We start from the raw sequence: 14,848 nt of genomic DNA, 5'->3' as shown, positions 1-14,848 counted from the left end.
GCTCGCGCCGGACTCCCCGCACCCCGCAACGCCGGGCCACCGGACCCACCCGCTCGCGCCGAACTCCCCGCACCCCGCAACGCCGGGCCACCCGGCCCACCAGCACGCGCCGAGCTGTCCGCAACGCCGGGCCACCGGCCCCACCCGCTCGCGCCGAACCCCCCGCACGCCCCAGACCGACGTACGCCCTCTCAGGCCCGCCCGGGCGACCACACCCCCCGCCGCGCCCCACCCCCCGGCACCACCCGCGGCAACGCGTACGGCAGCCTCCCGTACCAGACCCGGGCCACCGCGTAACCGAAGGCCAGGCACAGCAAGCCCCCCACAGCGTCCAGCCAGAAGTGGTTCGCCGTCGCCACGATCACCACCAGCGTCAGCGCCGGATACACCAGCCCCAGCACCCGCACCCACGGCACCGACGCCAGCGCGAAGATCGTCAGCCCGCACCACACCGACCACCCGATGTGCATCGACGGCATCGCGGCGTACTGGTTGGACATGTTCTTCAGGTCCCCGGACGCCATCGAGCCCCACGTCTGGTGGACCATCACCGTGTCGATGAAGTGCCCGCCGTTCATCAGCCGCGGCGGGGCCAGCGGATACAGGTAGTAACCGAGCAGGGCAACACCCGTCGTCGCGAAGAGGACCAGACGGGTCGCCGCGTACCGCCCCGGATGGCTGCGGAACAGCCAGACCAGCACACCCAGCGTCACCACGAAGTGCAACGTGGCGTAGTAGTAGTTCATGCCGACGACCAGCCAAGTCACCGAGTCGACGGCATGGTTGACCGTTTCCTCCACGGCGATCCCGAGGTGCTGCTCGACCCGCCAGATCCAGTCGGCGTTGCGCAGCGCCTGCCCCCGCTGCTCGGGTACGGCGTTGCGGACGAGCGAGTACGTCCAGTAGCTGAGCGCGATCAGCAGGATCTCGAACCACAGGCGGGGCCGGCGCGGCCTGCGGAGCCGGCGCACGAGCCCCCGCCCCGTCCCCTCCGTGACGGGGTGCGGAACGCCCTCTTCCAGGCGCTCCCGAGTCCTCACGGTCGCGTCACCCATAGGCATGAAGTCTGCCAGAAAAGCCTTCTTCCACCGATCATCCCCCTGCCGGGTCCGGGCCGCACCCGCTGCCCCGGAGGGAGGGTCAGGACCGGTGGCGTGCGGCCGGCGCCGAGGCGGTCGAACCGCGCACGACCAGCTCCGGCATGAACACGAACTCGCTGTGCGGCGCGGGTGTCCCGCCGATCTCCTCCAGCAGCGTGCGCACCGCGGCCTGCCCCATCGCGGGGACCGGCTTGCGGACGGTCGTCAGCGGCGGGTCGGTGAAGGCGATCAGCGGCGAGTCGTCGAAGCCGACGACCGAGATGTCCTTCGGCACGTCCAGCCCGCGCTGCCGGGCCGCACGTATGGCGCCCAGCGCCATCATGTCGCTGGCGCAGACCACTGCTGTGCAGTCCCGCTCGATGAGCGCGGTGGCCGCCGCCTGGCCGCCCTCGAGGGTGTAGAGCGAGTGCTGGACGAGTTCCGTCTCCACGGTCCGCGCGTCGAGGTCCAGTTGCTCCTGGACGGTGCGGACGAAGCCCTCGATCTTGCGCTGCACCGGCACGAACCGCTTGGGACCGAGGGCCAGCCCGACGCGGGTGTGGCCCAGGGAGACGAGGTGGGTGACGGCGAGGCTCATCGCGGCACGGTCGTCGGGGGAGATGAAGGGCGCCTGCACCTTCGGCGAGAAGCCGTCGACCAGGACGAACGGCACGCCCTGGGCGCGCAGCCGCTCGTAGCGCTCCATGTCGGCGGTGGTGTCGGCGTGCAGTCCGGAGACGTAGATGATCCCGGCGACCCCGCGGTCGACCAGCATCTCCGTCAGTTCGTCCTCCGTGGAGCCGCCCGGGGTCTGGGTGGCGAGGACCGGTGTGTAGCCCTGGCGGGTCAGCGCCTGGCCGATGACCTGGGCCAGCGCCGGGAATATCGGGTTCTCCAGCTCCGGGGTGATCAGCCCCACCAGGCCCTCGCTGCGCTGCCGCAGCCGCACGGGACGCTCGTACCCCAGGACGTCGAGGGCGGCGAGCACGGACTGTCGGGTGGTGGCGGCGACGCCCGGCTTCCCGTTGAGGACGCGGCTGACCGTCGCTTCGCTCACGCCCGCCTGGGCGGCGATGTCGGCAAGCCGTGTGGTCACAGGGGTGGACTGTACCTGTCGGAGGGCGCCTTGCACACCGATCGGGCGCCGTGGACGGCCGGTTGGGCGGCCCTTCGGACGGCCCGGCGCGGGCTGCTGCGTCATCGCGCTCCCTTGAGAAAGTGGTGGCAAGAGCTTGCAGAGTCTTGCACAACCGGCCCGATACCGCTCGTGCCCTGTAAACAAGCGTCTCACGACGGTCGCCAGGAGGTCACGCACGGATAACTTCGGAGATCTCTTGCACTTTTTTGCTGCAAGGCCTTTCGCCACGCTTACAACGCTGTTACGTTCACGTCGCCCGACGGCGGCAATGACGCGGTCGGTGTCGGCAGGAGCGGCGGACGGGCCCGCGACCCTGCACCACACGGGCTTTCACCCTCAAGGAGAACTCATGCGGCGTGGCATAGCGGCCACCGCTCTGGTGGCGTCCCTCGCCCTCGCGGCGACGGCGTGCGGCGGGGACGGCGACAGTGACAGCGAGTCCGGCGGACCGGTCACCATCACTTACTGGGACACCTCCAACGCGACCAACGAGGCGCCGACCTACAAGGCCCTGGTCAAGGAGTTCGAGGCCGCCAACAAGGGCATCAAGGTCAACTTCGTCAACGTGCCCTTCGACCAGGCGCAGAACAAGTTCGACACCGCCGCCGGCTCCAAGGGCGCCCCGGACGTGCTGCGCTCCGAGGTCGGCTGGACCCCCGCCTTCGCCAAGAAGGGCTTCTTCCTGCCGCTGGACGGCACCGAGGCCCTCGCCGACCAGGCCAAGTTCCAGCCCAGCCTGATCGAGCAGGCCAAGTACGAGGGCAAGACCTACGGCGTGCCGCTGGTCACCGACACGCTCGCCTTCGTCTACAACAAGGCCCTGTTCGAGAAGGCCGGCGTCCAGGCCCCCAAGACCTGGGACGACCTGAAGAAGGCCGCCGCCACCATCAAGGACAAGACCGGCGTCGACGGCTTCTGGGGCTCCACCGCCGGCTACTACGCCCAGCCCTTCCTGTACGGCGAGGGCACCGACACGGTCGACGCCGACGCCAAGAAGATCACCGTCAAGTCGCCCGCGGCCCAGAAGGCCTACGGCACCTGGCTGAGCCTGTTCAACGGCAAGGGCCTGCACAAGGCCGACACCACCGCCGACGCCTACGCGCACATCCAGGACGCGTTCGTCAACGGCAAGGTCGCCTCGACGATCCAGGGCCCGTGGGAGATCACCAACTTCTACAAGGGCTCGGCGTTCAAGGACAAGAGCAACCTCGGCATCGTCACCGTCCCGGCCGGCTCCACCGGCAAGGCGGGCGCCCCCACCGGCGGCCACAACCTGTCGGTGTACGCCGGTTCGGACCAGGCGCACCAGGAGGCGGCGCTGAAGTTCGTGAACTTCATGACCTCGGCGAAGTCCCAGGAGACCGTCGCGCTGAAGAACTCCACGCTGCCGACCCGCGACGACGCCTACACCGACAAGGTCAAGGCCGACCCGGGCATCGCCGGCTACCAGACGGTCCTGCCCGCCGCCCAGCCGCGCCCGGCCCTGCCCGAGTACAGCTCCCTGTGGGGTCCGCTGGACGACGAGCTGCCCCAGATCGCCGGCGGCAAGAAGTCCCTCGACGGGGGCCTCGGCGACGTCGAGACCGCGATGACCAAGCTGGTGCCGGACTTCGGCAAGTGAGTCCGTGTGGCCGCCGGGTCCCCCGTCCAGGGGGGAGGGGATCCGGCGGCCACCGGCCCGCGCGTCGTACCCCTTGATCTTCCTGCTGCTCTTCGAAGGTGTCGAACCATGACAGTCGCCATCGACCGCGCGACCGGCAAGCGCCGCGGTGACCGCACCCCGCGGCCCGGCCTCGGCCGGCGTCTGAAAGACGGATACCAGAAGCACTGGTACGCCTACGCGATGATCGCGCCGGTGGCCGTCGTGCTCGGCGTCCTCGTGCTGTACCCGCTGGTGTACGGCCTCTACCTCACGCTCACCGACGCCAACAGCCTGAACTCGGCGCGCACCATCGGCGTCAACCACATCGACGCCACCTACAAGTTCATCGGCCTGGACAACTACGCCGACATCCTGTGGGGGCCGACGGCGTACGACCGGTTCTGGTCGCACTTCATCTGGACGATCGTGTGGACGGCGCTCTGTGTCGGCCTGCACTACTTCATCGGTCTCGGCCTCGCGCTGCTGCTCAACCAGAAGCTGCGCGGACGCACCGTCTACCGGCTGATCCTGGTCCTGCCGTGGGCCGTGCCGACCTTCGTCACCGTCTTCGGCTGGCGCTTCATGCTCGCCGACAGCGGCATCATCAACTCCGCCCTCGACGCGCTGCACCTGCCGACGCCGCTGTGGCTGGAGGACGTCTTCTGGCAGCGGTTCGCCGCGATCATGGTCAACACCTGGTGCGGGGTGCCGTTCATGATGGTCTCGCTCCTCGGCGGCCTCCAGTCCATCGACGCCAGCCTGTACGAGGCCGCCGAGATGGACGGCGCGAACGCCTGGCAGCGCTTCCGCTACGTCACCCTGCCCGGGCTCAGGTCCGTCAGCTCCACCGTCGTGCTGCTCGGCATCATCTGGACGTTCAACCAGTTCGCCGTGATCTTCCTGCTCTTCGGCAACACGGCGCCCGACGCCCAGATCCTCGTCACCTGGGCGTACCAGCTCGGCTTCGGACAGCAGCCGCGCGACTTCGCACAGTCCGCCGCCTACGGCATCCTGCTGCTGGCCATCCTGATCGTCTTCACCTCCTTCTACCGCCGCTGGCTGAACCGCAATGAGCAGCAGCTCGCGAACTGAGGCAGGAGCCATCATGAGTACCACCACCGTGCCGACCGAGGCTCCCGCCGACCAGGCCCCCGACTCCGCCGCGCCCAAGCGCCGGGTCCGGAGCCGCAGCGAACGCAGCCGCGGCGCGTCCCTCGCCTCCCACGGCATCCTGATCGTGGCGAGCCTCGTCGCGCTCTTCCCGATCGCCTGGCTGGTCTACCTGTCCCTCGGCCCGGACAAGGACGACTACCTGCACCCCGGCGGCATCTGGTCGAAGATGACCTTCGACAACTACGCCTTCGTGCTCCAGCACACCAACTTCTTCGACTGGCTGAAGAGCTCGCTGATCGTCTCGCTGGGCACCACGGTCATCGGCGTCATGGTCGCCGCCACCACCGGCTACGCGGTCTCGCGGATGCGCTTCCCCGGTTACAAGAAGCTGATGTGGGTCCTGCTGGTCACCCAGATGTTCCCCATCGCGGTGCTGATCGTGCCGATGTACCAGATCCTGTCCAGGCTCCAGCTCATCGACAACTACTTCGGTCTGGTCCTCGTCTACTGCTCCACGGCGGTGCCGTACTGCGCCTGGCTGCTCAAGGGCTACTTCGACACCATCCCGTTCGAGATCGACGAGGCCGGCCGGGTCGACGGGCTGAACCCCTTCGGCACCTTCTTCCGGCTGATCCTCCCGCTCGCCAAGCCGGGTCTCGCGGTCGCCGGTTTCTACAGCTTCATCACGGCCTTCGGCGAGGTCGCCTTCGCCTCCACGTTCATGCTGAGCGACACGAAGTACACCTTCGCCGTCGGACTGCAGAGCTTCGTCAGCGAGCACGACGCGCAGCGCAACCTCATGGCGGCCACCGCCGTGCTCGTCGCGATACCCGTCTCCGCGTTCTTCTACCTGGTGCAGAAGAACCTGGTGACCGGTCTCACCGCCGGCGGCACGAAGGGCTGACGCCCGCCCCACCGACTCCCGCGCCTTGCCGCGCGGGTGGCGGCCGCGGTGTCCATCCGACCCCGCCGGCACCGCGGCCGCCTCGTCACCCGTCGCCGGACACCACCACGCATCCATGACCCGAACCGCCCCGTTACGTACAAGGACGCCATGAGCCAGCAGCCTTCCGCCGCACCGGCCCCCACCTCTGCCACCGCCACCGTCACGAGGCGCCGCGACTGGTGGCGCGACGCGGTCATCTACCAGGTGTACCCGCGCAGCTTCGCCGACAGCAACGGCGACGGCATGGGCGACCTGGAGGGTGTCCGCACCCGCCTGCCGTACCTGCGCGACCTGGGCGTGGACGCCGTGTGGCTCAGCCCCTTCTACGCCTCCCCGCAGGCCGACGCCGGCTACGACGTCGCCGACTACCGGGCCGTCGACCCCATGTTCGGCACGCTCCTGGACGCGGACGCGCTGATCCGCGACGCCCACGGCCTGGGCCTGCGCATCATCGTCGACCTGGTCCCGAACCACTCCTCCGACCAGCACGAGTGGTTCAAGCGCGCCCTCGCCGAGGGCCCCGGCTCCCCGTCGCGGGACCGCTACCACTTCCGCCCCGGCAAGGGCGAGAACGGCGAACTGCCGCCCAACGACTGGGAGTCCATCTTCGGCGGTCCCGCCTGGACCCGGGTCACCGAGCCCGACGGCACGCCGGGGGAGTGGTACCTGCACCTGTTCGCCCCCGAGCAGCCCGACTTCAACTGGGAGCACCCGGCCGTCGGCGACGAGTTCCGCTCCATCCTGCGCTTCTGGCTGGACATGGGCGTGGACGGCTTCCGCATCGACGTCGCCCACGGCATGGTGAAGGCGGAGGGCCTGCCCGACCTCGGATCGCACGAGCAGCTGAAGCTGCTGGGCAACGATGTCATGCCGTTCTTCGACCAGGACGGCGTCCACGACATCTACCGGCAGTGGCGCCTCATCCTGGACGAGTACAGCGGAGAGCGGATCTTCGTCGCCGAGGCGTGGACCCCGACCGTCGAGCGCACCGCCCACTACGTCCGCCCGGACGAGCTGCACCAGGCGTTCAACTTCCAGTACCTGGGCACCCACTGGGACGCCGAGGAGCTGCGCGCGGTCATCGACCGGACGCTGGACGCCATGCGGCCGGTCGGCGCCCCCGCCACCTGGGTGCTGTCCAACCACGACGTCACCCGGCACGCCACCCGCTTCGCCAACCCGGCCGGCCTCGGCACCCAGATCCGCCTGGCCGGCGACCGCGAGCTGGGGCTGCGCAGGGCCCGCGCGGCCACCCTGCTGATGCTGGCGCTGCCCGGCTCGGCCTACGTCTACCAGGGCGAGGAGCTGGGCCTCCCGGACGTCGTCGACCTGCCCGACGAGGTGCGCCAGGACCCGGCGTACTTCCGCGGCGCCGGCCAGGACGGCTTCCGCGACGGGTGCCGGGTGCCGATCCCGTGGACGCGTACGGGGTCGTCGTACGGCTTCGGTGACGGCGGGAGCTGGCTTCCGCAGCCGGCGGGCTGGGGCGAGCTGAGCGTCGAGGCCCAGACCGGCGAGCCCGGCTCGACCCTGGAGCTGTACCGGACCGCGCTGGCCGTCCGCCGCGAGCACGCCGACCTGGGCGCGGGCGACGCCGTGGAGTGGCTGCGGGCACCCGAGGGCGTCCTCGCCTTCCGTCGCGGGGAGTTCGTCTGCGTCGCCAACACCACCGGCGAGTCGGTGACGGTGCCCGCCCACGGCCGCGTGCTGCTGGCCAGCGGCGAGGTGACCGAGGCGAACGGCGAGGCGAAGGTGCCGGCGGACACGACCGTGTGGTGGACGACGGTCTGACACCCGCCGCCCGACGGAGGTCCGGCAAGAATCTTCGTTCAATTGCGTACGGCCCGCTGCCCTTTCGGGCGGCGGGCCCTTAACATCTGCGTCACCGAAATCTTGCTGAAGGTTTCAGCAAGAGCCTTCAACGACGAAGGAACTCCCCACATGGCACGCAGAGCCCTCACGGGGGCCGTCGCTCTGACGGCCGCCCTTGTCATGACCCCTACGAACGCGCAGGCCTCCCCGCCCGGCACCAAGGACGTCACCGCGGTCCTCTTCGAGTGGGACTTCGCCTCCGTCGCCAAGGAGTGCACCACCACCCTCGGCCCCGCCGGGTACGGCTACGTCCAGGTCTCCCCGCCGGCCGAGCACATACAGGGCGGGCAGTGGTGGACGTCTTACCAGCCGGTCAGCTACAAGATCGCGGGTCGGCTCGGCGACCGCACGGCCTTCCGGAACATGGTGAACACCTGCCACGCGGCCGGGGTGAAGGTCGTCGCCGACGCCGTGGTCAACCACATGTCCGCGGGCAGCGGCACCGGCACCGGCGGCTCGTCGTACACGAAGTACGACTACCCCGGGCTGTACTCCTCGTACGACTTCGACGACTGCACCGCCCAGGTCACCAACTACCAGGACCGGTACAACGTCCAGCACTGCGAACTCGTCGGCCTCGCCGACCTGGACACCGGCGAGGAGTACGTCCGCAAGACGGTCGCCGGATACCTGAACGACCTGCTCTCCCTCGGCGTCGACGGCTTCCGCGTCGACGGGGCCAAGCACATCCCGGCCGCCGACCTCGCGAACATCAAGTCCCGGCTGTCGAACCCGTCCGTGTACTGGAAGCAGGAAGTCATCTACGGCGCCGGCGAGGCCATCCAGCCGTCCGAGTACACCGGCAACGGCGACGTGCAGGAGTTCCGGTACGCCTACGACCTCAAGCGCGTCTTCAACAACGAGAACCTCGCCTACCTCAAGAACTACGGCGAGGGCTGGGGCTACATGAGCAGCGGTGTCTCCGGCGTCTTCGTCGACAACCACGACACCGAGCGCAACGGCTCCACGCTCAGCTACAAGGACAACGCCAGGTACACCCTGGCCAACGTCTTCATGCTGGCCTGGCCCTACGGCGCACCGGACGTCAACTCCGGCTACGAGTGGTCCAGCGCGGACGCCGGTCCCCCCAACGGCGGCCGGGTGAACGCCTGCTGGCAGGACGGCTGGAAGTGCCAGCACGCCTGGCCGGAGATCAAGTCGATGGTCGCCTTCCGCAACGCCGTGCGCGGCCAGGCGGTCACGAACTGGTGGGACAACGGCAACGACGCCATCGCCTTCGGGCGCGGCAGCAAGGGCTACGTCGCCATCAACCACGAGTCGGGCGCGCTGACCCGCACCTACCAGACCTCGCTGCCGGCCGGGACGTACTGCGACGTCCAGAGCAACCGGCCGGTGACCGTGAACGGCTCCGGCCAGTTCACCGCGACGCTGGGAGCCGACACCGCCCTCGCCCTGTACGCGGGCAAGTCCGGCTGCTGACCGGCCGCTGAGCACGTGTCACGAGCAAGGGCCGTGAAATTCCTTTCCGTTACTTTCACGGCCCTTGCCGCAAGACTTGCGTCGGCGCTACGGTCACGCCGGGGTCGGACCCGATCGAGCCGTAATCGCAAGGAGTTCACACCGGTGATACCGAGATGGCCGGCGCCTGTGAAGCGCCGCACCGCCGCACCCGGAGGGGCCGCCGCCCCACGGATCGCGGCCGTCACCGTCGCCGCGCTCGCGGCGACACTCCTGACACCCCTCGCCGCGCGGGCCGGTGCCCCGCCCGCGCCCCCGTCGGACGCGAAGCTGGCGAAGACCGCCGCGCGCCACGACCTGACCCGCGAGCAGTTCTACTTCGTCCTGCCCGACCGCTTCGCCAACGGTGACACCCGCAACGACAAGGGCGGCCTGACCGGCACCCGGCTCAGCACCGGCTACGACCCCACCGACAAGGGCTTCTACCAGGGCGGCGACCTCAAGGGCCTGACCGAGCGGCTCGACTACATCAAGGGTCTGGGCACCACCTCCATCTGGATGGCGCCCATCTTCAAGAACCAGCCCGTGCAGGGCACCGGTGAGAACGCCTCGGCCGGCTACCACGGTTACTGGATCACCGACTTCACCCAGGTCGACCCGCACTTCGGCACCAACCAGGACCTGAAGAACCTCATCTCCAAGGCGCACGCCAAGGGCATGAAGGTCTTCTTCGACGTCATCACCAACCACACCGCCGACGTCGTCGACTACGAGGAGAAGTCCTACGACTATCTCTCGAAGGGCGCCTTCCCGTACCTGACGAAGGACGGGCAGCCCTTCGACGACGCCGACTACGCCGACGGCTCCCGCCGCTTCCCCCGCGTGGACGCCGGCTCCTTCCCGCGCACGCCGACGGTGCCGGCCGCGAAGAAGAACCTCAAGGTCCCCTCCTGGCTCAACGACCCGGCGATGTACCACAACCGGGGCGACTCGACCTGGGCCGGCGAATCCGCCACGTACGGCGACTTCAACGGTCTCGACGACCTGTGGACCGAACGGCCCGAGGTCGTCAGCGGCATGGAGCAGATCTACGAGCGGTGGGTGAAGGACTTCGCCATCGACGGCTTCCGGATCGACACCGTGAAGCACGTCGACATGGAGTTCTGGACCCAGTGGGCCACCGCGCTGGACGCCTACGCCGCGAAGCGGGGCCGCGACGACTTCTTCATGTTCGGCGAGGTCTACTCCGCCGACACCTCCGTCACCGCCCCGTACGTCACCCAGGGCCGGCTGGACTCCACGCTGGACTTCCCCTTCCAGGACGCGGCCCGCGCCTACGTCTCCCAGGGCGGCAGCGCCCAGAAGCTCGCCTCGGTCTTCGGTGACGACTGGAAGTACACGACCGACAAGGCCAACGCCTACGAGCAGGTCACCTTCCTCGGCAACCACGACATGGGCCGCTTCGGCACCTTCCTGAAGCAGGACGACCCGGAGGCCGGTGACGCCGAACTGCTGAAGAAGGACAGGCTCGCCAACGAGCTGATGTTCCTCAGCCGCGGCAACCCGGTGATCTACTACGGCGACGAGCAGGGCTTCACCGGCGCCGGCGGCGACAAGGACGCCCGCCAGCCGATGTTCGCCTCCCGCACCGCCGACTACCTGGACGACGACCAGCTCGGCACCGACCGCACCCACGCCGAGGCCGCCTACGACACGAACGCGCCGCAGTACCGGCAGATCAGCGCCCTCGCGAAGCTCCGCAAGGCCAACCCGGCCCTCGCCGACGGCGTCCAGACCGAGCGCTACGCCGCCGACGGCCCCGGCGTCTACGCCTTCTCCCGCACCGACGCCGACAGCGGCACCGAGTACGTCGTCGCCCTCAACAACGCCGACGGGGAGAGGACGGCCACCTTCGCGACCGGCTCGGCCGGCATGACCTTCCGCGGCCTCTACGGCACCGACGCCACCGTGCGGTCCGGCGCCGACAGGAAGGTCACCGTCACCGTGCCGGCCGGCTCCGCGATCGTCCTCAAGGCCACGGGCAGGCTCGCCGCGCCCGCCACGAAGCCGGCGGTCACCCTCACCGCACCCGAGCCCGGCGCCACCGGCACCGTCGAGCTGACGGCCGACGTCGACGGGGGACAGCTGAACCGCGTCGTCTTCGCCGCCCAGACCGGCGACGGCACCTGGCGCACCCTCGGCACCGCCGACCACGCCCCCTACAAGGTCACCCAGACCATCGGCGAGGACACCCCGGCCGGCACCGCCCTGCGCTACAAGGCGGTCGTCGTCGACTCGGCGGGCCGCACCGCGAGCGCCACGGCCGCCTCGACGACCGGCACCCCGCCGGTCGAGCAGCCGCCCACCGCCGCCTCCCGCGACTACGCGATCGTCCACTACAAGCGGCAGGACGGGAACTACGGCGACTGGGGCCTGTACGCCTGGGGCGACCTCGCCGACGGCGAGGCGACCACCTGGCCCGCCACCCACCCCTTCACCGGCCGGGACGCCTACGGCGCCTTCGCCTACGTCAAGCTCGAGCCGGGCGCGTCGAACGTCGGCTTCCTCGTCATCGACAAGGACGGGAACAAGGACGTCGCCGCCGACCGCACGATCGACGTGACGAAGACGGGCGAGGTGTGGATCGAGCAGGGCAAGGAGCAGGTCGTCACCGAGCGGCCGGATTACCCGGCCCAGGACACTTCCAAGGCCGTCCTGCACTACCACCGTGCCGACGGGAACTACGACGGCTGGGGCCTGCACGTCTGGACGGGCGCCGCGAACCCCACCGACTGGGCGAAGCCGCTGGCGCCGGTGAAGACCGACTCCTACGGCGCGGTCTTCGAGGTGCCCCTCGCCGAGGGTGCCACCAGCCTCAACTACATCCTCCACCAGGGCGACGAGAAGGACCTGCCCACCGACCAGGCCCTGGACCTCAGGGCGAACGGCCACGAGGTGTGGCTGGTGAGCGGCCAGGAGAAGTACCTGCTGCCGCAGCCCGCGGGCTCGGCCGCCGCCGTCGACCTCACCACCGCCAAGGCGGTCTGGATCGACCGCGACACCGTCGCCTGGAACGGCACCGAGGGCGCCGCCTCCACCCAGCTGCTCGCCTCCCGCAGCGGCTCGGTCGAGGCCGCGAACGGCACCCTCACCGCGGACGACGCCCAGTGGCTCCGCCTGACGAGGACCACCCTCACCGACGCCCAGAAGACGACGTTCCCCCACCTGAAGGAGTACACCGCCTGGTCCGTCGACCCGCGCGACCGCGACCGGGTCCGCGAGGCCCTGCGCGGCCAGGTCGTCGCCTCCCAGCGGGCCGCCAACGGTGCCGTGCTCGCCGCGACCGGCGTGCAGACCGCCGGCGTCCTGGACGACCTCTACGCCGGGGCCACCGAGGCCGGCCTCGGCCCGGTCTTCCGCCACGGCCGCCCCACGCTGTCCGTGTGGGCACCGACCGCGCAGAGCGTGAAGCTGGAGATCGGCGACCGCACGGTCGGCATGCGCCGCGACGACGCCACCGGCGTCTGGTCCGTCACCGGCCCGGCGTCCTGGAAGGGCAAGTCCTACCGGTACGTCGTCCAGGTCTGGGCGCCCACCGCGGGCGAGGTCGTCACCAACAAGGTCACCGACCCCTACTCGGTCGCCCTGACCACCGACTCCGAGCGCAGCCTCGTCGTCGACCTCGACGACCGCGCGCTCGCCCCGCGCGGCTGGTCGGACTACACCAAGCCCGAGGCCGTGCCGCTCAGGGACGCCCAGATCCAGGAGCTGCACGTCCGCGACTTCTCCGTCGCGGACGGCACCGCCGCCCCGGCCCACCGGGGCACCTACCTCGCCTTCACCGACCAGGACAGCGACGGTTCGAAGCACCTGCGCGAGCTGGCGCGGGCGGGCACCTCCTACGTGCACCTGCTGCCCGCCTTCGACATCGCCACGATCCCCGAGAAGAAGTCCGACCAGGCCACCGTCGACTGCGACCTCGCCTCCTCCCCCGCCGACTCCGACCAGCAGCAGGAGTGCGTGGCGAAGGCCGCCGCGAAGGACGCCTACAACTGGGGTTACGACCCGTACCACTACACGGTCCCCGAGGGCTCCTACGCCACCGACCCCGACGGCACCGCCCGCACGGTCGAGTTCCGCCGGATGGTCAAGGCGCTCAACGAGGACGGCCTGCGCGTCGTCATGGACGTCGTCTACAACCACACGGCGGCGAGCGGCCAGGCGGACACGTCCGTCCTGGACCGGATCGTGCCCGGCTACTACCAGCGCCTGCTGGCCGACGGCTCGGTCGCGAACAGCACGTGCTGCGCGAACACGGCCACGGAGAACGCCATGATGGGCAAGCTCGTCGTGGACTCGGTCGTCACGTGGGCCAAGGAGTACAAGGTCGACGGCTTCCGCTTCGACCTCATGGGCCACCACCCGAAGGCCAACATCCTCGCCGTCCGCAAGGCCCTCGACGCGCTGACCGTCGCGAAGGACGGCGTCGACGGCAAGAAGATCATCCTGTACGGGGAGGGCTGGAACTTCGGCGAGGTCGCCGACGACGCCCGCTTCGTCCAGGCCACCCAGAAGAACATGGCCGGCACCGGCATCGCGACCTTCTCCGACCGGGCCCGCGACGCCGTGCGCGGCGGTTCCCCCTTCGACGCCGACCCCGGCGTCCAGGGCTTCGCCTCCGGCCTGTACACCGACCCCAACACCTCGAAGGGGAACGGCACCGAGGCCGAGCAGAAGGCCCGCCTGCTGCACTACCAGGATCTGATCAAGGTCGGCCTCACCGGCAACCTCGCCGCCTACCGCTTCACGGACACCGACGGCAAGGAGGTCAAGGGCTCCGACGTCGACTACAACGGCGCCCCCGCCGGATACGCGGAGGCCCCGGGCGACGCCCTCGCCTACGCCGACGCCCATGACAACGAGTCCCTCTTCGACGCGCTCGCGTACAAGCTGCCGAAGGACACGTCCGCCGACGACCGGGCCCGCATGCAGGTCCTCGCCATGGCCACCGCCGGCCTCTCGCAGGGCCCGGCGCTCTCCCAGGCCGGCACCGACCTGCTGCGCTCCAAGTCGCTGGACCGCAACTCCTTCGACAGCGGCGACTGGTTCAACGCCATCCACTGGAACTGCGCCGACGGCAACGGCTTCGGCCGCGGGCTGCCGCCGGCCGCGGACAACAAGGACAAGTGGACCTACGCGGCGCCCCTGCTCACCACGGTGAAGGCCGGCTGTCCGCAGATCCGGGGCGCCTCGGCCGCGTACCGGGACCTGCTGAAGATCCGTACGAGCGAGAAGGACTTCTCCCTCGCCACGGCCGGCCAGGTGCAGTCCCGGCTCTCCTTCCCGCTCTCCGGGAAGGACGAGACACCCGGCGTGATCACCATGCGCCTCGGTGACCTGGTCGTGGTCTTCAACGCGACCCCCGAGGAGCAGCGGCAGCGGGTGAGCGAGGCGGCCGGTACCGGTTACCGGCTGCACCCGGTGCAGGCGTCCGGAGCGGACCCCGTCGTGAAGAAGGCGGCCTACGCGCGGGACTCGGGCACCTTCACGGTGCCGGCCCGCACGGTGGCGGTCTTCACCCGCGCGGGCTAGCGGGACGCTGCGGTTAGGGTGCTCCTGTCCGCCGTAGAAGAGGAGCA

8 protein-coding genes are annotated in these 14,848 nt (G+C 70.0%); 6 read left to right on the top strand and 2 right to left on the bottom strand.

Features of this window, described 5'->3' with window-relative positions:
• Positions 1-191: 191 nt before the first annotated feature.
• Entirely contained in the window at positions 192-1,055 is an 864-nt protein-coding gene (locus ACGF3H_RS02245; protein ID WP_362495590.1) for a phosphatase PAP2 family protein, read from the bottom strand.
• 85 nt (positions 1,056-1,140) lie between these two features.
• On the bottom strand, positions 1,141-2,175 hold the full coding sequence (locus ACGF3H_RS02240; RefSeq protein WP_362495588.1) for a LacI family DNA-binding transcriptional regulator: 1,035 nt from the start codon (positions 2,173-2,175) through the stop codon (positions 1,141-1,143).
• A gap of 391 nt (positions 2,176-2,566) precedes the next feature.
• On the opposite strand from ACGF3H_RS02240, the gene ACGF3H_RS02235 reads away from it, so the two are divergent.
• From ACGF3H_RS02235 to pulA, 6 genes are all read left to right on the top strand, one after another.
• Positions 2,567-3,838 (top strand): extracellular solute-binding protein, encoded by a 1,272-nt coding sequence (locus ACGF3H_RS02235; protein ID WP_362495585.1) that lies wholly within the window; start codon positions 2,567-2,569, stop codon positions 3,836-3,838.
• 108 nt (positions 3,839-3,946) lie between these two features.
• A complete protein-coding gene (locus ACGF3H_RS02230) occupies positions 3,947-4,951 on the top strand; it encodes a sugar ABC transporter permease (RefSeq protein ID WP_362495582.1) in 1,005 nt (334 codons plus the stop codon).
• Positions 4,952-4,964: 13 nt separating this feature from the next.
• On the top strand, positions 4,965-5,876 hold the full coding sequence (locus ACGF3H_RS02225) for an ABC transporter permease subunit (protein ID WP_362495580.1): 912 nt from the start codon (positions 4,965-4,967) through the stop codon (positions 5,874-5,876).
• Positions 5,877-6,026: 150 nt separating this feature from the next.
• Positions 6,027-7,709, top strand: a complete 1,683-nt coding sequence (locus ACGF3H_RS02220; protein WP_362495577.1) for a glycoside hydrolase family 13 protein — start codon at positions 6,027-6,029, stop codon at positions 7,707-7,709.
• Between the two features lie 150 nt (positions 7,710-7,859).
• Positions 7,860-9,230: an alpha-amylase family protein gene (locus tag ACGF3H_RS02215; RefSeq protein ID WP_362495575.1), complete on the top strand. Its 1,371-nt coding sequence runs from the start codon at positions 7,860-7,862 to the stop codon at positions 9,228-9,230.
• 144 nt (positions 9,231-9,374) lie between these two features.
• Positions 9,375-14,801, top strand: a complete 5,427-nt coding sequence (gene pulA, locus ACGF3H_RS02210; RefSeq protein ID WP_362495572.1) for a pullulanase-type alpha-1,6-glucosidase — start codon at positions 9,375-9,377, stop codon at positions 14,799-14,801.
• Positions 14,802-14,848: the final 47 nt, after the last annotated feature.

This window comes from Streptomyces sp. NPDC048185, assembly GCF_043202495.1.
Classification (GTDB): Bacteria; Actinomycetota; Actinomycetes; order Streptomycetales; family Streptomycetaceae; genus Streptomyces.
The sequence above is the reverse complement of the archived record's forward strand: the minus strand, read 5'-3'. Positions and strand labels throughout refer to the sequence as shown.

Bases quoted from the DNA above. Each gene is read 5' to 3' on its own strand.
- ACGF3H_RS02230 (WP_362495582.1), top strand. From the start codon at position 3,947: ATGACAGTCGCCATCGACCGCGCGACCGGCAAGCGCCGCGGTGACCGC.
- ACGF3H_RS02215 (WP_362495575.1), top strand. From the start codon at position 7,860: ATGGCACGCAGAGCCCTCACGGGGGCCGTCGCTCTGACGGCCGCCCTT.
- ACGF3H_RS02245 (WP_362495590.1), bottom strand. From the start codon at position 1,055: ATGGGTGACGCGACCGTGAGGACTCGGGAGCGCCTGGAAGAGGGCGTT.
- ACGF3H_RS02225 (WP_362495580.1), top strand. From the start codon at position 4,965: ATGAGTACCACCACCGTGCCGACCGAGGCTCCCGCCGACCAGGCCCCC.
- ACGF3H_RS02235 (WP_362495585.1), top strand. From the start codon at position 2,567: ATGCGGCGTGGCATAGCGGCCACCGCTCTGGTGGCGTCCCTCGCCCTC.
- ACGF3H_RS02220 (WP_362495577.1), top strand. From the start codon at position 6,027: ATGAGCCAGCAGCCTTCCGCCGCACCGGCCCCCACCTCTGCCACCGCC.